The organism is Brucella pecoris, assembly GCF_006376675.1.
Classification (GTDB): Bacteria; Pseudomonadota; Alphaproteobacteria; order Rhizobiales; family Rhizobiaceae; genus Brucella; species Brucella pecoris.
In genome coordinates this window covers 252,478-269,455 of record NZ_VEWK01000002.1, presented here as the reverse complement: position 1 = coordinate 269,455, position 16,978 = coordinate 252,478, and the positions used below count along the sequence as shown (strand labels likewise).

Here is a 16,978-nt window from a genome sequence, read left to right as displayed (position 1 = left end):
TTATACTCTCACCAGCTTTGCGGCACCTTCGCCACGAGTAGCGCCAACTACGGTGACAATTGCTTCGCTGATTGGGCCACCGGCGTCCTTTTCGGATGCATCCAGCGGCGCGAAAGCCTCGCCTTTCCAGACGGATATGGCTGCAAGTGCCAATGCCAGCGGAAACTGTGCTTCGCGCATATGGCCGGTCAGGCCTGAAATGCCGCGATAAGCGGTTGACAGAGCGTCCAGTGTGGCTTTCTCCGCGCTGGTCGCTTCATGGGCACCGGAAGCGCCCGAAACAACATAGGACGGGTCTTCGCCGCCATTGGCAGCAAGGATGAGTTCGCGGATGGTGTTCTTGAGATCGGCACTGTCCCGCCGGATCTGTGCGCTTTCGATGCCGGTCACTTCCGCATAGGCGCGCGCGCCGCGCTTGGCCGCGTGGTCAGCACTTTCCAGAACAAGGAACACGCCACCGGAGCCGGAAATCATCCCGCCGCCTGCCGAACCTTCACGCTGCCAGAGCGGCGCCCAGCCATCGTGCTTGAGCAGTCCGCCAAGCTCGTGACCGAGAATCATATCGAAATGTTCTGAGTTATAGGAACCGCCGACGAGCGCATGCGTGCTCTGTCCGGTGCGGATGCGTGCGGCGGCGGTTTCAACGGCTGAAAGGCCGGAACCTTCTTCGCCCATGAAGGTGCGGGAAGAACCGGTCACCTTGTGCACGATCGAAATATTGCCTGCGAGCAGGTTGGAAAGCTGGGCCAAAAACAGGGTCGGACGAAGCTCGGTCGAGAGCTTCTCGTTCAACATGACACCGCGATCGTTACGGGTGCGGCCTTCATCCAGAATTTGCATGTCGACCGTGATGTCACGTTCGCCGCCACCAGCGCCCACGACCATGTCCATGGTTGCACAAAGCGCCTCGTCATCCTTCATGCCTGCATCCTGAAGTGCAAGCCCTGCAGCATAAGTACCAAGACGCTGCCAGGTTTCCATCTGGCGCTGATCGCCGCGCTTTGGAATCTGCAAGCTCCAGTCCACTTCGCCCAGTGGATGAACAGTGTAGGGCGCAAAGGCTTCCTTCTCGAGGCGCGGTTCGCCCGCAGCTTTCGAAAAAGCGTTCCAATGCACATCGACTCCTTCGCCAAGCGAGGAGATGATGCCGATACCGGTGATGACGACTTTATTGTTCTGCATGAGTCCCGTTCGTCCGTCGATACTGAGTGTCCGATCCAAAAGTCGCAATGCCTTGGCTAGTGGTCTGATTCCAATATTTGCATCCCTCGGTTACTGGCGCGGGACAAATGCCGGAATCAAAAAGAGCACTAGCAATAGCAATGGTTCTTTTCTGCGCTTCCGGTGCTCGTGTACTTTGCCTAGACGCATAATCTAACCCGAAAAGTCTACAATTTTTCGGGATTGTGCTCAAAAGTACACTCCGCTCCCGTCCTCGAAAATCATCATTTTCGCCACGGTCTGACGATTATTTGATTCAGACACTGCGACTGCTCTGACAAGCGAAAATTTCGCACTATCAGAAACGGAATCAGGGCGAACATTTCTGTTCACCCCTCAATACCGCCATATTATGTGCCGGATCAGCCCTTTTTGGCTGCAACCAGCTCGTCGATTTTTGCGCAGAGGTTCTTGAGGACAAAGTATTCTTCGGTCGGAGCCTTGCCTTCGTTCACTTCCTGGGTCCACTGCTCAAGCGGAATCTTGATGCCGAAAGCTTTGTCGATAGCGAAGACGATGTCGAGGAAGTCGAGGCTGTCGATACCCAGATCGTCGATGGTGTGGCTATCTGGCGTGATGGTATCACGGTCGATTTCACTAGTTTCGGCGATGATGTCGGCGACTTTGTCAAAAGTAGAGGACAAGTTTCGATTCCTTTATTCATGGCGGTGCCACAGTTGGCACACATCTGACTGTTTGCGCGTGTCTAGCGTTTTTCCGGTGACAGGGAAAGTCATATTACTTTCATAACCACCAAGCTTTCAAAAGCGCATATAAGGCGCGCAACATGCGAAGCGCAACATAAAGACAAACTCGAACTTTGGAAATATTCTCAAAACCGAGTTATCGCGACTGCGCCTATGGCTCGTTTCTGACGCGCCTGACAAAGTACCAGAGACCTACGGCAGCACAAGCTATCATGACGATTGCCAAGGCGTACTGCACCGGGCCATTCCCTGATGCAATTGCCGCGATTCCAGAGGCCACGCTCCCCATTGTCCCCAAAGCTTCCGGGTGCTTCAAAGCCGATGTGAAGGCCATGTCACTCTGTCGGGCCTTGGGCGAAATTTCGCTCACGGGCTCTGCAGGCTGGGTAACCGGCGGATTGGCGGCGAGCGCCAGGGCACGGGAACGCACCCGTTCGACACGAGCGAGCCAGCCTTTTCCGAAGGTTGATGCTGTAGACAAACCTTCCAGCCAGGACGCGCGCGCGTCGCACAACGCGTTGATGACCTCGTCAGCGGATCGCATATTTGCAGCCGCGACCGTCTGCGCTGCAATGACACCATCTTCGGGCATACCCAGAACGCTTTGTAGCATTTTTGCCGCGCGCCCTGGTCCTGAATTGACTGAAAAATCGAATACGGCGTAGTCGATCCCGGAAGGCAGATTGTCTCCGTCGATCTTGTTCCAGAATTGCGAATGATAGATTTGAGTGGCGGTCGCCTGCGTCATTTCCTTTACATCGTCGGGAGATACTTGGCGTCCCTCCCATGCAGACAAGGTTGCGATGGTGATACCCATGTTGGTTGCGCCGCCCGGATCAGAAGGGTTGTCTACATAGCCACCTTCTTCAATAAAAATATAGGGCATGACTTTCTGAAAGTTAGATTTCATTTAAAATCCTCTAATTTAGTATTTATCGATAATATTCTGTAGTTTATAGATGAGGATAACATCTGTCTTGAATAAGAAAATAGTGTGAAAAATACTTGTTTGCAGGTTCAATCAAGATTGGTTCAAAATCGTCATTTGGTCATGATGTGTCTTGCGTCCTGCGCATTGATGCGGCTTCATGCGCATCTCATCGTTGCATCATTGACAGGCGGGCAAACGTGAATTCGGAAATCTTCGGACATGCACCGGACGGGCAGGCGGTTCACCGGCTCACTATCTCCAACGGCCCTTTGACGGCCAAGATCATAAGCTGGGGCGCTGCCATTCAGGATTTGCGGATGGAGGGTCATACGGCTCCTCTTGTGATCGGCTATCGCGACTTTGCCGATTATCCCGCTCACTCACCGCATCTGGGCGCTATTGCCGGTCGTTCGGCCAATCGTATTCGCAATGCCCGGTTCGACCTGGATGGAACAACCTATGAGGTGGAACCGAACTTTCAGGGCCGTCATAACCTGCATGGCGGCAGCAAGGGGTTGGGCAACCGCGTCTGGAAGATAACCGGAAACGGTCCGGATTTCGTGACGCTTGCGACTGTCGCTTCGGACGGCGAGATGGGTTTCCCCGGTAATCTGAATGTGAGCTGCACATATATGCTCAATGGGGACGGAACGCTGATTGTCCGTCTGGAAGCGGTGACCGATAAGCCGACCATATGCAATTTGCTTCATCACAGTTACTTCAATCTCGATGATGGCGGCGAGGGCGATATTCTAGATCACCAACTGAAGATCGAGGCCGACGCCTATATGCCCGTCGATGATGCTCTCATTCCGGACGGTCGTGTTCTGCCGGTCAAAGAAACGCCTTACGATTTCAGGGATTTTCGTCCGATTCGCTTCGAGGAGAACGGCAGTCAGGTCCAGTATGACAGCAATTTCTGCCTGACCGCTGCGCGCGGACCATTGCGCCCATGTGCGTCGGTCGTGGGTGCTCGTTCCGGTATTCGCCTCGACGTTTCGACGACAGAGCCGGGCGTCCAGTTCTATGCAGGCAACACCATGGCCAATGATTGTATCGGCCTGATGGGCAAGCCCTACGGAAAACACGCAGGCTTCTGCCTGGAGCCGCAGATTTGGCCGGGATCGTTGGAGTACCCGTATTTCCCGCAGGCAATATTACGTCCAGGCGAGGTTTATGCCCAGACCAGCCATTTCAGCTTTACGCGAGAATAATTAGAGCATGTCTCCCAAAAGTGGGAACCGGTTTTGGGATAAAGACATGCGTAAAAACAAAAGCTTAAAGCGTGTCGTTTGAATATGATAAAGCGCGACACGCTTTAGTCGGAAAAGGCGGCGCGTGCGGTTTCCATCGGAGCGAGCGCGCCGCGTATCTCAACGACACGTGCAGCCACCAGATGGGCTTTCCGGGCTGCTTCCACCGGAGCAAGCCCCTTCAATCGCGCGGCAAGATATGCGCCGTTGAAGCTGTCGCCAGCGCCGGTGGTGTCCACGGCTTGTGCCACAACGGACGGCACCGATACGCTTTCATTGCCCGTGACGACCAGTGCAGGTTCCGTGCCATCCTTCACGACGATCTCTTTCACGCCAAGCGCGGCGAGGCGATCTGCGCAGGCGCCGGCGTCCTTGTCGCCAAAAAGCGCCTGTTCATCGGGGAATGTGGGCAGCGCAATATCCGCAATGCGCATCGCTTCGCTGATGATGTTCTGCGCAACTTTCCGGTCGGGCCAGAGCTGGTGACGGAAATTCGGATCGAATGCGATTCGCGAACCGGCGGCGCGGCATTCTCGCAAGACGTCGAAAAACGTGTCGCGATGCTCCGGCAGGATAATGGCAATTGAAATGCCCGAAAAATAGATGATGTCGCGACCGTTCAGGCTTTTTTCCAGCGCTGCGCGATCACTGGCGAGACGCCGGGCGGCGGCGTCGTTGCGCCAATAGGTGAAGGAGCGCTCGGCACCGTTGAGGGTGATTGCATAAAGGCCGGGGTGAAGCCCGTCGATAACGGGGCTGTGAGCAATGCCGATACCGTTCGATGTCAGAAACACGCGTTGCTTCTGGGAGAAGCTGTCTTCGCCGAAAGCGGTCACATATTCGACGGAAAAGGATTTGTCCGTCAGCGCCCGCATGTACCACGCAGTGTTCAGCGTATCGCCCGCAAAACCCATGCGCCATTGATCGCCTTCATTACCTGAAAGCTCAATCATGCATTCGCCGATAGACGCAAATCCGCCCATGTCAGTCTCCTCACTTCCAATGGGGCTAACGCCTATACTAATTTTCGCTCGTGTAAAATTGGTTTGTCGGTAATTGGTGATGACTGTCATCTGGTCTTTATCGACTTGCCACATTCATTGTGTAAGCATCCGCCGGACCGCATCGACCTCAAAATCGGGATAGCTTTTCAGAAGCGCGATGCATTACCTGATATCTTGGAGTTCCGCTGACGTCGTGTAGCGAACCTCGCCTAAGGATTTGACATGCGTTATGCGATTTATTTCACGCCGCCATCCAACGATGCGCTTTTGAAGGTTGCCGCAAACTGGCTCGGACGAAGCGCGTTCAGTGGCGAGCCGGTCAAGATGCCTGCGATTCGCTCGCTTGCAACCGATGAAATCGCCAAGCTGACCGAAGAGCCGCGCCGCTATGGTTTTCATGCGACAATGAAGGCTCCGTTCCGTCTGGACGAAAAACAGACCGAAAATGATCTGCTTTCCGCATTGATGCATTTCGCCTCATCGGCGGCACCTGTTACCATTCCTCGTCTGAAACTTCACGCAATAGGACCGTTCTTTGCTCTTGTACCAGAAGAACCTGTTGCCGAGTTGAACCAGCTTGCAAATGATGTTGTCGTTGCCTTCGACCGCTTTCGCGCGCCGCTCAATGAGGCGGAAATTGCAAAGCGGCGGCCGGAGCGTCTTAGCGAGACACAGCGGCACAACATCGAGCGCTGGGGTTATCCTTATGTTTTCGAGGAGTTCCGCTTTCACATGACCTTGACCGGCCCTGTGGAAGAGAAAGACCGCGCTCGCGTGGAGCGGACGCTAGATGAGTTCTTCACGCCGCTGCTGGACGACGCCGTAGAGGTTGCGAATCTCGCTTTGTTCGTAGAACCTGAGAAAGGGGCTCCTTTCGAGATTCATTCGCTGCATCCTCTGACCGGTGGCAAGGTGGCGTCTGCTCGGGCCTCACGAGCAGTTGGGAGGCCGTAGGCAATGGGAAATGAAACAATTCTGCGCAATGCCCGCATCGTACTCTCCGACGATGTCGTTCTCGGATCTCTGAAACTCGTAGACGGCAAGATCACCGATATTTCCACCGGTGCGTCCAGTATCGGCGACGACATGGAAGGCGACTTCCTAACGCCCGGACTGGTGGAACTGCACACGGATCATCTCGAAGGGCATTATGCTCCGCGCCCGAAGGTGCGCTGGAACCCGATTGCTGCCGTCCAGGCGCATGACGCCCAGATTGCTGCCTCCGGGATCACCACCGTTTTCGACGCATTGCGCATAGGCTTTGATGATGACGCCGAGACGGGTATCGACGATATGCGCAAGCTTTCGTCGGCAATTGCGGAGGGACGCGATGCGGGCCGGTTGCGGGCCGACCATTTCTTGCATTTGCGCTGCGAGGTTTCGGCGCCCGACTGTCTTCCGGCCTTTGAACAGTTCGGTAATCAGGCGCTGGTCAGGCTGGTATCCCTGATGGATCACGCGCCGGGGCAGCGCCAGTTCACGGATATCGAAACCTACAAAACCTATTTCATCCGCAAGCTCAAATTCTCGGAAGAAGAGTTCCGGCTCTATTGCGAGCGGCGTATCGGGCAGTCCCAGCAATATTCCGCTCCAACGCGCAAGGCGATTGCCGAATTGTGCCACCAGCGCGGGGTTATTCTGGCGAGCCACGATGACGCGACGACTGAGCATGTCGCTGAAGCAAAGGCGCAGGGAATCCGCGTTGCCGAATTTCCCACGACACACACTGCGGCGAAGGCCTCAAAAGATTCCGGAATGTCGGTTCTCATGGGAGCGCCGAATGTGGTGCGCGGTGGTTCGCATTCTGGAAATGTCTCCGCGCGCGAACTGGCCGAATCCGGGAATCTCGACATCATATCGTCGGACTATATCCCAGCCAGCATGATGCAATCGGCGTTTTTTCTCGCAGATGTCGCGGAGAACATCTCGCTGCCTCAAGCTATTCGACTGGTTTCTGCCAACCCTGCCCAGGCGGTAGGGCTGGAGGATCGCGGCGAGATCCTCGCAGGCAAGCGAGCTGATCTGGTTCGGGTGCAGATCGCCGATCATGTTCCGATCATCCGCACCGTCTGGCGGGAAGGGCGGCGGGTTATTTAACCCACGGAGATTGGCGTGGCCGGTTCCAGAGCCAGCTTGCCATCATCCAGAATGTCGAGCTGCAGATAGCGATAGCTTTCAATGCTGAGGTGCGATGTTTTCGGGGAGTGCGGGTGCGTTGCGGTCACCACGACTACGTTCGCTCCCGCAGTTTCCCCGGCAACAATACCGGCTGGCGCATCCTCGAACACAAGACAGTTGCGCGGATCGAAACCAAGCCTCTTTGCGCCGAGTTGGAAACATTCAGGGCTCGGTTTGCCGCGCTCTACATCTTCGGCAGAAACGATGGTCTTCGGCATCGGAAGTCCTGCGGCAGCGACGCGACGGGTAGCAAGTTCAAGCGGCGCCGAGGTCACGATTGCCCAACGGTCTTGCGGCAATGAACTGAGGAAGTCATATGCGCCGTCGATAGGTGCAATACCGTCTAAATCCGCCATTTCGGCCTGAAACAAAATCTCCGCCTCGCGGATCGGGTCCACGCCCGGCAGAGCAAGGCGGCGGACGGTTTCGACTGCCCGGACACCGTGGATGGTCGGCAGGAATGTGACCGGATCGATGCCGTGGCGTATCGCCCATTCACTCCACACGCGTTCGGTCGCTTCGATGGAGCTCAATATCGTGCCGTCCATGTCGAAAAGAAACGCATCGAATGATTTGCCGAAAGGGGAAAAGGAGGTCACGCCGAATTTCCTTGAATTGCGCAGATGAGAATCGGGAGAATGTTTGCGTACTCAATCATAGTGCGTAACTGAGGAGAAGACAGGGCATTCTACTCTCTGGAGCGGCCAGAGTTTTCGTGTCGGGTATGAAAATTCTTCCTGGGTCACTATATTGGGCGCTGGTGACCGCAAGAGTGGCGAAACTTGATCATTTCGATCAATTGTGGCTTTTGGGATAGTTCCGACCTCGAATGGAAACTGAAGGCGCTGATTGCGATTGAATCGCATTCTCAGGATTGTTGTATAAATGACTGAAATAAAATCAAAAAAACGCAACTATCCGGATGTTCGCTTTGCCGTTGCGCCTATGATCGACTGGTCGGACAGACATTGCCGGTATTTTCACAGGCTCTTTTCCAGGCACGCATTGCTCTACACCGAAATGGTTGTTGCGGATGCTATCATCCACGGCCCGCGTGACCGGTTGCTGGGTTTCGATGCTGCCGAATATCCTGTGGCGCTGCAGCTCGGCGGTTCCGATCCGGTGAAGCTGAAAGAGGCCGCGAAGATCGGCGCCGATTACGGCTATGATGAAATCAATCTCAATGTCGGTTGCCCGTCGGATCGCGTTCAGTCCGGTACATTCGGAGCCTGTCTCATGCAGACCCCGGATGTGGTGGCGCGTTGCGTTTCAGCGATGAAGGAAGCCGTTTCCGTGCCCGTTACCGTCAAATGCCGTATTGGCGTTGACGATCAGGATGTGGAAGCTGCGCTCGATACTTTGGCCGATCTGACACTTGACGCTGGTGCGGATGCGCTTTGGGTACACGCCCGCAAGGCGTGGCTGAAAGGACTGTCGCCCAAGGAAAACCGCGAGATTCCGCCGCTCGACTATGATCGCGTCTATCGCCTCAAGGAGCGGCTTGGCGACGTTTTCGTCGGCATCAACGGCGGGATCAACACGCTTGATGAAGCCGAAACGCATTTGCGGAAGGTCGATGCGGTGATGCTCGGTCGCGCCGCTTATCATAATCCGGAGCTTCTGGCGGAGGTGGATGCGCGCCTTTATGGCGGTGAACAGGCTGATACCTCGATAGCAGATATTATTGATGAAATGTGCGCTTATACTGATCGCCATATTGCGTCAGGCGGCAGGCTTTCGCATGTGAGCCGCCATATGGTCGGGCTTTTTACCGGGCAGCCGGGTGCACGGCGCTGGCGACAGATCCTTTCGACGGATGCCACCAAGCTGGGCGCGACGAGTGACGTTCTGCGTCAGGCTTATGCCGTTGTGACAGAAGCGGCGGCAGAAGCTGCTTAATCTATAAGAATAAGCTGGTCGCCGCGAACAGTGAATCCGCCGAGCGTTTGTAGAAAATTCATGCCGAGCAGGCTCCCGGTCATCAGACCTTCCTTGGTCACCATTGCTCGCACATTCTGGCGTTCAATATCGCCGATCTGCAAGGTGGCAATGGTGATGACTGCTGCACTTGCCGTGCCATTGGCGGTCATGATCGGAACGGAATAGTTGAGCGAGGCGGTGTCTATGCCTGCGCGCTCTGCATCCTGCTGGGACAGGACGACCGAGGACGCGCCGGTGTCGACCAGAAAGTGAACGCGTTCGCCATTCACGCGTCCGTTGACCTCGAAATGGCCATTCGCAGCCTTTGCAAGCGTGACGGTCAGGGTGCCATCGGCATTGCGACCGGAAATAGGGCTTCCGGGGATCAGCCCAGCCGTGACCCGGCTCGCGACGTCCTGTAGCTCATAACGATACTGGTAGCCTGCAACGAGGCCGAGAATAATCACGGCCCACATGGCCATGTTACGCGCAAAGTCGGTTAACTTGATGCCGGAGCCGAGCAGACCGGCAGCAAGCACGACACCCCATATGCCGAGATAGGCTGCGCGGGCGAACACGTCATTGTCCATGCCAAGCGTTGAGCCGCTGTCATTGTTGGACATCAGCAGCAGGACAACAATCGCGACCGCCGCAATAATGAGCCAGAAAAAGCGCCCCATCAGCCAATTCTCTTTTCTACAATAATCTCGTGCCTGTCTGCGAGAAGTGCCCAGATGGCCAATCGCTCGTCAGCGCTCATGCTGGACCAGCGTGCGATCTCATCCAGCGTCCGGGCACAGCCGAGGCAGAAGCCGGTTTCGGTATCGATTGTGCAAACCAATATGCACGGGGATTCGATGCTTGTCGTGTCCATGGATGCAATGTGGTTGCATCAAAGCGCCATGACAAGCCCGGCGAGGATGGCAACCGAACCGATCTGCTGCGCCGCGCCCAGTGTATCGCCGGTCTGTCCGCCGATTTTTGCCATGCAAAGTCTGGCAAAGCCGAATAGCAGAACTGTCGCCAGCACAAGCGCATTGATGAGCGAGAGAAATCCGCCCGCTGGTATGAGTGTAAAGACAAGAAAGACCAGCCCGATCCCGAAACCGCACACAACGGTTTCCCATTGCGGTCGGCCAACACTGTCGGAAAGCCCGCCGGGACGTGCAGAGGGCAGGGCGTGCCAGAATGCCAGCATGCCAGCGCGGCTTGCCGCTTCGCAGCCTATCAGCGCAATTGCCGCATATCCTGCACCCGCACGGTCGATGATCGCCATCAGGAGAGCCGCTTTCAAACCGACGAAGACAATCAGCGTCAGCGCGGCGAAAGTCCCGATACGGGAATCTTTCATGATGCCCAGTCGGCGGTCGGGCGAAGAAGCTCCGAAAAAACCATCGGCGGTATCGCCCAAGCCGTCTTCATGGAGCGCGCCGGTCATCGCCGCCAGGGCGCCAATTGCAAGCAGCGCGCAGGCAAGGGGCGGCAGGTTCATTTTATAGGCCATGAAAAGCACAGCGCCTGCCAGCAGGCCCAAAACTGCTCCGGCGAGCGGAAATGCACGGGCATTGCGGGGCAGCGAATCATCGCCATTCTCGAACCAGCTCTGCGGAAGCGGCAGACGGCTCAAAAAGCCCAGGCTCCGTATTGTATCGCCAATGAGACTATTTCGCTGCAAGTGACTGTTCCACTTTGTTTCTCAAAACGAAATTCCGCGATAATTCGCCTCAATGTTGCTTCAACTCAAAGAGGTGATTTGAAAATTCGCGTCAGTGCTTATAGGACGAGCCCAACGAATTTACACCTCCCATCATTGATTGGACTGAACCTATGAGCGCTAGCGGCCTGCCTTTTGACGATTTCCGAGAATTGATCCGAAATCTGCCGGGTCCCGATCTGGGAGCCGAAAGGGCTGTTCGCGAGCGTGAGGCCACACTGACCAAGCCTGCCGGTTCGCTCGGACGCATGGAAGAGATCGTGGCATGGCTTGCCGCATGGACCGGCAAGCGCACGCCGCAGATCAATCGCCCGCTGGTCGCGGTATTTGCCGGCAATCATGGCGTTACGGCCAAGAATATCACCCCGTTTCCGCCAAGCGTGACGGCACAGATGGTTGAGAATTTCGCCGCCGGTGGCGCAGCAATCAACCAGATCTGTATCGCCAACGATCTTGGGCTGAAGGTTTTCGATCTGGCGCTGGAGCACCCAACTGGGGACATTACGGAAGAGCCAGCAATGGATGAGCGCACATGCGCTGCGACCATGGCCTTCGGCATGGAAGCGATTGCCGGTGGAACCGATCTTTTGTGCATCGGTGAAATGGGTATCGGCAATACCACGATTGCAGCGGCAATCGCGCTGGCGCTCTTCGGTGGCACGGCGGAAGACTGGGTCGGGCCGGGCACGGGCTCGACGGGCGAATTGCTCGAGCGCAAGCTTGCGGCCGTGCGCCAGGCTGTTGCCTTCCATCAGGCACATCTGCAGGACCCGCTGGAAGTGTTGAGCCGTCTCGGCGGTCGTGAAATTGCGGCCATGGCCGGTGCAATTCTGGCAGCACGCATGGAGAAAATTCCGGTCATCGTCGATGGCTTTGTGGCAAGCGCTGCCGCAGCGGTTCTTTTTGCCGCCAATCCGGAAGCCATAGACCATTGCCTGTTCGGCCATGTTTCTGCCGAGCCCGGCCATCGCAAGCTTCTGGAGAAGATGGGCAAGCAACCGCTTCTCGATATGGGAATGCGCCTTGGTGAAGGAACAGGTGCAGCGCTCGCAGCCGGTATCGTCAAGGCGGCGGCGCTGTGCCATAGCGGCATGGCCACCTTCGAACAGGCTGGAATATCCGGCTCGAAATGACGGTCGTCAGCACAATCAAAAAAGCCCGCTCTATAGCGGGCTTTTCTTTTAAATCAACAGCTTGAAAGCGTCAGTTGTTATCTTTGTCGAGCACCATGTAATCGAGTGGCAATTCGGTGGTGTACTTGATTTGCTCCATGGCAAAAGAAGAAGACACGTCGCGAATTTCGATCTTGCTGATGAGCCGCTTATAGAACGCATCATAGGCGCCGATGTCCGGCACAGCCACGCGAAGCAGATAGTCCACATCACCGCTCATGCGGTAGAATTCGATGACTTCAGGGAATTCCTGAACCACTTCGGAAAAGCGCTTCAACCATTCGTGGCTGTGGGAGCTTGTGCGCACCGATACGAACACCGTTACCCGCGCATTGACGCGAATGGGGTCAAGAATGGCGACACGGCGCTTGATGACGCCGTCTTCTTCGAGCTTCTGGATGCGGCGCCAGCAAGGCGTCGTGGAAAGGCCAACTTTCTTGGCAACGTCTGCCACCGCAAGTGTCGCGTCTTCCTGCAATAAGCGCAGTATTTTCCTGTCGAGCCTGTCCATGCGTTTCCGTTCCCGGTTTTAGAAATCGTTTCCCGAACTTTGCGAATAGGTGAAACGTCATACCTTATGGTTCGCAATGAACCGAAGTTACAGGAAAAATTTTCTGATGAAAACGAAAGGAGTAAAAATTATTTATCGTCGCCGAGCAGGTGGCGGACTTTTGCCTGAAGAACAGGCACAACGTCAGCGTCGAACCATGGATTTCGCTTGAGCCAGCCGCTGTTGCGCCAGGATGGATGCGGCAAGGGCAGTGCGATTCGTCCTGCCGGATTGGGTGTCTCCATGAAATGCTGCCAGTTCTTGACGGTTTCAGTCAGATTGCGTCCCCGATAGTCGGGCAGGTGATAGGCAAGCGCGTATTGTCCGACGACCAGAATGAATTCTAGCTGCGGCATCGTGGCGAAAACGCGGGCATGCCAGGTCTGGCGGCATTCGCGGCGCGGCGGAAGATCGCCGCCATGCTTGTCATAGCCGGGAAAGCAAAAACCCATCGGTACGATGGCAAAACGCGACGGATCATAAAACTCCTCGCGTGACACGCCGAGCCATTGCCGCAGGCGGTCTCCCGACGGGTCGTTGAACGGCAGGGAAGTGTTGTGCACGCGAATGCCGGGAGCTTGACCGCAAATGGCAATTTTCGCTGTATCCGAGACAATGCAGACGGGATTGGGCTCGTGGGGCAAGGGCGGCAGAAACTGAGGTGTGTCGCGACAGATACGGCAGGCCCGGATTGAGCGACTGAGCGCGTCTAGTTTTTCCATGAATACTATCAGCTTCGGGGCAGGATCATTTCGATCAAGTTCTGAATACGGTCTCTTATATAGGTAAAGGTATCGCCGATTACAGCCAGCAGAGGTTTGCGGTCGGATTGTTGTGCAGTTTCCTCATTGCGATGTTCCTTGCGCCATAGAGACGGTTGCTCGAACTGTCCGGCCCAGATGCCGCGTCGGTTGCTGCGGGCGTCTCTTTCCTCGCGCCGATAGTCGCCGTAGGAGACGGCCCAGCCCTGCTCGACCATCCAGCGGTTGAGGTCGGTTTCTCCAAGATAGCAGCGCGCCAGATCGCGATTGTACTGATCTCGCCCTTCGTTCTCACACCGAATCGACGACTTGCCGATTCTGGACCGCAATATGTTGCGAGCTTCCTTGCCGCAATCGTAAGGGAGACCTGTGCGGGCGCATTGCTGTTGCATCTCCGGCGCGTCGATACCCTTGAGGCGTATATGTTTCTTGCCGAGGACCAGAGTGTCGCCGTCAATCACATAGACGGGTCCGTTCAATGATTCTTTAGGAGCCGATTGGATTGGCAGATAAGCGATCAATACGGCAAGAAAAGAAAAAAGTAATATAGTCAATAAGATGCTGCGAAAGCTTATGCCATTGCTTTTGCGGGCCGGGCGATAAGGGCGCCTATAAGGGCGACGGTATTTGCTCATAGGTGGCTTCCCGACTCCCCCGGCATCTTAGATTTTATGTCAGACTGCGAGCTCGTATCGCTCACGTCAACACGAGCAGATTGTTGTTCAGAACAACCTTCAGTTTGTTGTCAATTGGCAACAGTCTTTACCGTTGCTTTAGGCTAAAAAGAGCTAAGGTACTTTTTGCCCATTTCCCGCCACAAACAGGCGTCACCGATCATGGAAAGGCAGAAGCCATCAAAAAATCTGGAGCCGGTAAACTCCAACAGGATAGGCAGGAATGACGAAGGGCGCGTTGTTGCACAGCAAACGGATTGGGAACAGGATGAACCCTGTTCGCTCGCCCTTTCTTCGTTCCAATGATGGTAAGGCTTTTTTCGGTCAAGATCGGGTCTCAGTCTTGACGAAAACAGCGTGCATTCTGTCCGTGATGAATGTTTCCTCCACTGAGTGTGAAAGACCAGCGTTGTGATGCGTATCCGCAGTTTTTCATATAGCGCCCTTGCTATGGCTCTTGGCTTGGCCATTGCCTGTAACAGCGCCTTTGCTTTCGACCTTAATGACGATTCTGAAAAGTCGAGAAGCCCGTTCGAACTCTTCAAGTTCGGCTTCTCTGCCTACAAGAACGGTCACAAGGACGAGGCGATCAAGGCGTTGCGCTATGCTGCGGATCGTGGCCATCAGGGCGCAAAGTGGAAACTGGCCCGCATGTATGCCGATGGCGATGGCGTGCCGGAAAACGATTACGAAGCCTACAAGATTTTCGAAAAGATCGTTCGCGAAGGCTCGGAGCCGGGATCGGAAAACGACTCCTATGTGGCCGATGCTCTCGTGGCGCTTGCGGGCTATGTGAAGCGCGGCATTCCAGGTTCGCCGGTCAATGCAAATCCGGGCATGGCGCGCAATCTCTATGTGCAGGCCGCCTCGAATTTCGGTGATTCCGCAGCCCAGTTCGAGCTTGGCAAGATGCTGCTCGACGGCGACGGCGGAGAACGCAATTCCGTGCAGGCCGCACGGTGGTTCCAGCTTGCTGCCAAGAAGGGTAATGCCGGTGCACAGGCCATGCTTGGCAATATGTTGTTTCAGGCAGGCAAGACCGTTCGCGGCCTCGCGATGATGACGGCGGCTTTCGAACGCTGCCCGACCGAGGATTGCCCATGGATACGCGATATGCAGGAACAGGCATTCTCGATTGCCGGTGAAGCAGATCGTCGTAATGCGATCGCACTCTCCAGTGACTATGCCACCAAAGGCGATTTCTGATCTTCGTCTTGAACTAGCCTCAGACCGAAAGCGTTATCGTCACCGGTACATGATCGGATGGCTTTTCCCAGGCACGAACGTGCTTTTCCACATCACTCGATATGAAACAATTGGCCGCCTCGGGTGATAGCATCAGGTGATCGATGCGGATGCCATTGTTCTTCTGCCAGGCGCCAGCCTGGTAATCCCAGAACGAATAAATCCCACTATCGTCGGTCGACGCACGGATAGCCTCGGTAAAGCCCAGATTTTCAAGTCTGCGGAATGCCTGGCGTGATTGCGGCAGGAAGAGCGCGTCACCGACCCACTGGCCGGGGTTTTTGGCGTCCTCGGGTTCAGGAATGACGTTATAGTCGCCAGCAAGGACAAGGGGCTCCTCAAAGGCAAGACGGTCTTTTGCCCATAGTTCAAGCCGCTGCATCCACGAAAGCTTGTAGGGAAACTTCTCCGTGTCCACGGGATTGCCGTTCGGCAGGTAAAGCGAAACGACGCGGACAACGCCCTTGTCCGTGGAGTAGACGCCTTCGATGAAGCGCGCCTGCTCATCGCTATCATCACCCGGAAGGCCACGGTTGACCTCATCCGGCGATTTCTTGGACAGAAGTGCGACGCCGTTGAAGCCCTTTTGACCGTGTGTTTCCACGTGGTAGCCGAGCGCCTCGATCTCCAGACGTGGAAACTGATCGTCGACCGATTTGATTTCCTGCAGGCAGGCGATATCGGGCGAAGATTCCTTCAGCCAATGCTGGAGGTTGTCGATGCGGGCCTTGACGCCGTTAATGTTCCACGTAGCGATTTTCATATCGCTATGATTATGCGCTCGGGGAGGTGAGGGCAAGCAGGACGCTATCTTGCGTCACAGCTTTTCAACCCCAGTATTTTCAATATTCGCGAATATTTTGATGCTGAACTGTTTGTATTGGCCGTTTTACGTTCCTATTTGCTCATGAACAGGAGCCAAACAGGAGATATTCGAATGTTCGACGCCAAGAAACTTCTCGAACAGTTTCTGGGATCGCAAGTACCCGGTACGTCGGGAAGCGTCCGCGATAAGGCCGGGCAGGTTACAGACCTGGCAAAGAAGAACCCGCTTGCGACGGGCGCCATTGCCGCCGCCATTCTCGGCACGAAGACCGGGCGTAAGCTCGCTGGCAATGTGGCGACCGTTGGTGGGATCGCTGCAGTCGCCGGATTGGGATATCTCGCCTACAAGAACTACAAATCCGGTCAGGCACCGCAGACGGCAGAACAGCCGGTCGCGAAGGAGCCTGAACTTCTTCCGCCGCCCCCGGCCGATTCTCCGTTCCACCCGCAATCTCCGGCAATGAGCAACAGTTTTGCGCTGACGCTCGTGCAGGCGATGATTGCCGCTGCAAAAGCCGACGGCCATATCGACGATGCCGAGCGTGCACGCATCATGGAGAAAGTGAAAATTTCCGGTCTTGACGATGAGGCGGAAGCCTTTCTTGAGAAAGAGCTCGCCGATCCCGTCGATATCGACGGTCTGGTTTCCGCTGCACTGACTGAAGAGCAGAAGGTCGAACTTTATACCGCTTCGCGCCTTGCGATAGATCCCGATAACCGGGCTGAGCGCGGGTATCTGGATATGCTGGCCGGTCGTCTCGGCCTGCCGGATGCCTTGGTGGATCACATCGAAGCCACGGTTGCTTCGGTAAAGGTTTGAGGC

General features: G+C 55.6%; 19 protein-coding genes. 7 read left to right on the top strand and 12 right to left on the bottom strand.

From position 1 onward, the window contains the following. The 3 genes from FIB18_RS04615 to FIB18_RS04605 all read right to left on the bottom strand — a co-directional run bounded on the left by FIB18_RS04615 (nt 1) and on the right by FIB18_RS04605 (nt 2,838). Entirely contained in the window at nt 1–1,182 is a 1,182-nt protein-coding gene (locus FIB18_RS04615) for a beta-ketoacyl-ACP synthase (protein ID WP_140019645.1), read from the bottom strand. Nucleotides 1,183–1,583: 401 nt separating this feature from the next. Beyond that, complete coding sequence (locus FIB18_RS04610) at nt 1,584–1,865, bottom strand: acyl carrier protein (protein ID WP_007874646.1); 282 nt, start codon at nt 1,863–1,865, stop codon at nt 1,584–1,586. A gap of 214 nt (nt 1,866–2,079) precedes the next feature. Continuing rightward, nucleotides 2,080–2,838, bottom strand: coding sequence for a glycoside hydrolase family 108 protein (locus tag FIB18_RS04605; RefSeq protein WP_140019644.1), 759 nt, complete (start codon nt 2,836–2,838; stop codon nt 2,080–2,082). Nucleotides 2,839–3,056: 218 nt separating this feature from the next. On the opposite strand from FIB18_RS04605, the gene FIB18_RS04600 reads away from it, so the two are divergent. Next, nucleotides 3,057–4,073, top strand: coding sequence for an aldose epimerase family protein (locus FIB18_RS04600; RefSeq protein ID WP_140019643.1), 1,017 nt, complete (start codon nt 3,057–3,059; stop codon nt 4,071–4,073). Nucleotides 4,074–4,177: 104 nt separating this feature from the next. Here the strand turns inward: FIB18_RS04600 and FIB18_RS04595 are convergent, their stop codons facing one another. Further along, complete coding sequence (locus FIB18_RS04595; protein WP_140019642.1) at nt 4,178–5,095, bottom strand: sugar kinase; 918 nt, start codon at nt 5,093–5,095, stop codon at nt 4,178–4,180. A 243-nt stretch (nt 5,096–5,338) separates the two neighbouring features. On the opposite strand from FIB18_RS04595, the gene FIB18_RS04590 reads away from it, so the two are divergent. Together FIB18_RS04590 and FIB18_RS04585 are read left to right on the top strand one after the other, a co-directional pair. Further along, nucleotides 5,339–6,070 carry a DUF1045 domain-containing protein gene (locus tag FIB18_RS04590; RefSeq protein WP_140019641.1) on the top strand — a complete coding sequence of 244 codons (732 nt, stop codon included), beginning with the start codon at nt 5,339–5,341 and terminating at the stop codon, nt 6,068–6,070. A gap of 3 nt (nt 6,071–6,073) precedes the next feature. Then, nucleotides 6,074–7,213 carry an alpha-D-ribose 1-methylphosphonate 5-triphosphate diphosphatase gene (locus tag FIB18_RS04585; protein ID WP_140019640.1) on the top strand — a complete coding sequence of 380 codons (1,140 nt, stop codon included), beginning with the start codon at nt 6,074–6,076 and terminating at the stop codon, nt 7,211–7,213. Here the strand turns inward: FIB18_RS04585 and FIB18_RS04580 are convergent. Further along, a complete protein-coding gene (locus FIB18_RS04580) occupies nt 7,210–7,893 on the bottom strand; it encodes an HAD family hydrolase (protein ID WP_140019639.1) in 684 nt (227 codons plus the stop codon). The two genes, FIB18_RS04585 and FIB18_RS04580, sit on opposite strands and share 4 nt — an antisense overlap. Before the next feature lie 286 nt (nt 7,894–8,179). On the opposite strand from FIB18_RS04580, the gene dusA reads away from it, so the two are divergent. Next, a complete protein-coding gene (gene dusA, locus FIB18_RS04575; protein ID WP_140019638.1) occupies nt 8,180–9,193 on the top strand; it encodes a tRNA dihydrouridine(20/20a) synthase DusA in 1,014 nt (337 codons plus the stop codon). Here dusA and FIB18_RS04570 read toward each other — a convergent pair. Genes FIB18_RS04570 through FIB18_RS04560 form a run of 3 tightly spaced genes read right to left on the bottom strand, consistent with a single transcriptional unit; the run spans nt 9,190 to nt 10,889 of the window. Beyond that, the gene (locus FIB18_RS04570; RefSeq protein WP_140019637.1) at nt 9,190–9,894 is read right to left on the bottom strand and encodes a TIGR02281 family clan AA aspartic protease; all 705 of its coding nucleotides are present in this window, start codon (nt 9,892–9,894) and stop codon (nt 9,190–9,192) included. The genes dusA and FIB18_RS04570 overlap by 4 nt on opposite strands. Beyond that, nucleotides 9,894–10,088 carry a DUF1289 domain-containing protein gene (locus FIB18_RS04565; RefSeq protein ID WP_140019636.1) on the bottom strand — a complete coding sequence of 65 codons (195 nt, stop codon included), beginning with the start codon at nt 10,086–10,088 and terminating at the stop codon, nt 9,894–9,896. The genes FIB18_RS04570 and FIB18_RS04565 overlap by 1 nt, the downstream gene beginning before the upstream one ends. Before the next feature lie 18 nt (nt 10,089–10,106). Then, nucleotides 10,107–10,889 (bottom strand): adenosylcobinamide-GDP ribazoletransferase, encoded by a 783-nt coding sequence (locus tag FIB18_RS04560; RefSeq protein ID WP_140019635.1) that lies wholly within the window; start codon nt 10,887–10,889, stop codon nt 10,107–10,109. Between the two features lie 152 nt (nt 10,890–11,041). On the opposite strand from FIB18_RS04560, the gene cobT reads away from it, so the two are divergent. Next, nucleotides 11,042–12,061: a nicotinate-nucleotide--dimethylbenzimidazole phosphoribosyltransferase gene (gene cobT, locus FIB18_RS04555; protein WP_140019634.1), complete on the top strand. Its 1,020-nt coding sequence runs from the start codon at nt 11,042–11,044 to the stop codon at nt 12,059–12,061. A gap of 70 nt (nt 12,062–12,131) precedes the next feature. On the opposite strand, the gene FIB18_RS04550 is transcribed toward cobT, so the two are convergent. The 3 genes from FIB18_RS04550 to FIB18_RS04540 all read right to left on the bottom strand — a co-directional run bounded on the left by FIB18_RS04550 (nt 12,132) and on the right by FIB18_RS04540 (nt 14,046). Next, nucleotides 12,132–12,611: an Lrp/AsnC family transcriptional regulator gene (locus FIB18_RS04550; RefSeq protein ID WP_010661230.1), complete on the bottom strand. Its 480-nt coding sequence runs from the start codon at nt 12,609–12,611 to the stop codon at nt 12,132–12,134. 128 nt (nt 12,612–12,739) lie between these two features. Then, nucleotides 12,740–13,381: a uracil-DNA glycosylase family protein gene (locus tag FIB18_RS04545; RefSeq protein WP_140019633.1), complete on the bottom strand. Its 642-nt coding sequence runs from the start codon at nt 13,379–13,381 to the stop codon at nt 12,740–12,742. Then, a complete protein-coding gene (locus FIB18_RS04540; RefSeq protein ID WP_140019632.1) occupies nt 13,381–14,046 on the bottom strand; it encodes a thermonuclease family protein in 666 nt (221 codons plus the stop codon). The genes FIB18_RS04545 and FIB18_RS04540 overlap by 1 nt, the downstream gene beginning before the upstream one ends. Before the next feature lie 453 nt (nt 14,047–14,499). On the opposite strand from FIB18_RS04540, the gene FIB18_RS04535 reads away from it, so the two are divergent. Beyond that, complete coding sequence (locus tag FIB18_RS04535) at nt 14,500–15,291, top strand: tetratricopeptide repeat protein (protein WP_061346430.1); 792 nt, start codon at nt 14,500–14,502, stop codon at nt 15,289–15,291. Between the two features lie 19 nt (nt 15,292–15,310). On the opposite strand, the gene xth is transcribed toward FIB18_RS04535, so the two are convergent. Further along, the gene (xth, locus tag FIB18_RS04530; protein WP_140019631.1) at nt 15,311–16,093 is read right to left on the bottom strand and encodes an exodeoxyribonuclease III; all 783 of its coding nucleotides are present in this window, start codon (nt 16,091–16,093) and stop codon (nt 15,311–15,313) included. A 174-nt stretch (nt 16,094–16,267) separates the two neighbouring features. Between xth and FIB18_RS04525 the strand changes: the two genes are divergently transcribed. Next, nucleotides 16,268–16,975, top strand: a complete 708-nt coding sequence (locus FIB18_RS04525) for a tellurite resistance TerB family protein (RefSeq protein WP_140019630.1) — start codon at nt 16,268–16,270, stop codon at nt 16,973–16,975. Nucleotides 16,976–16,978: the final 3 nt, after the last annotated feature.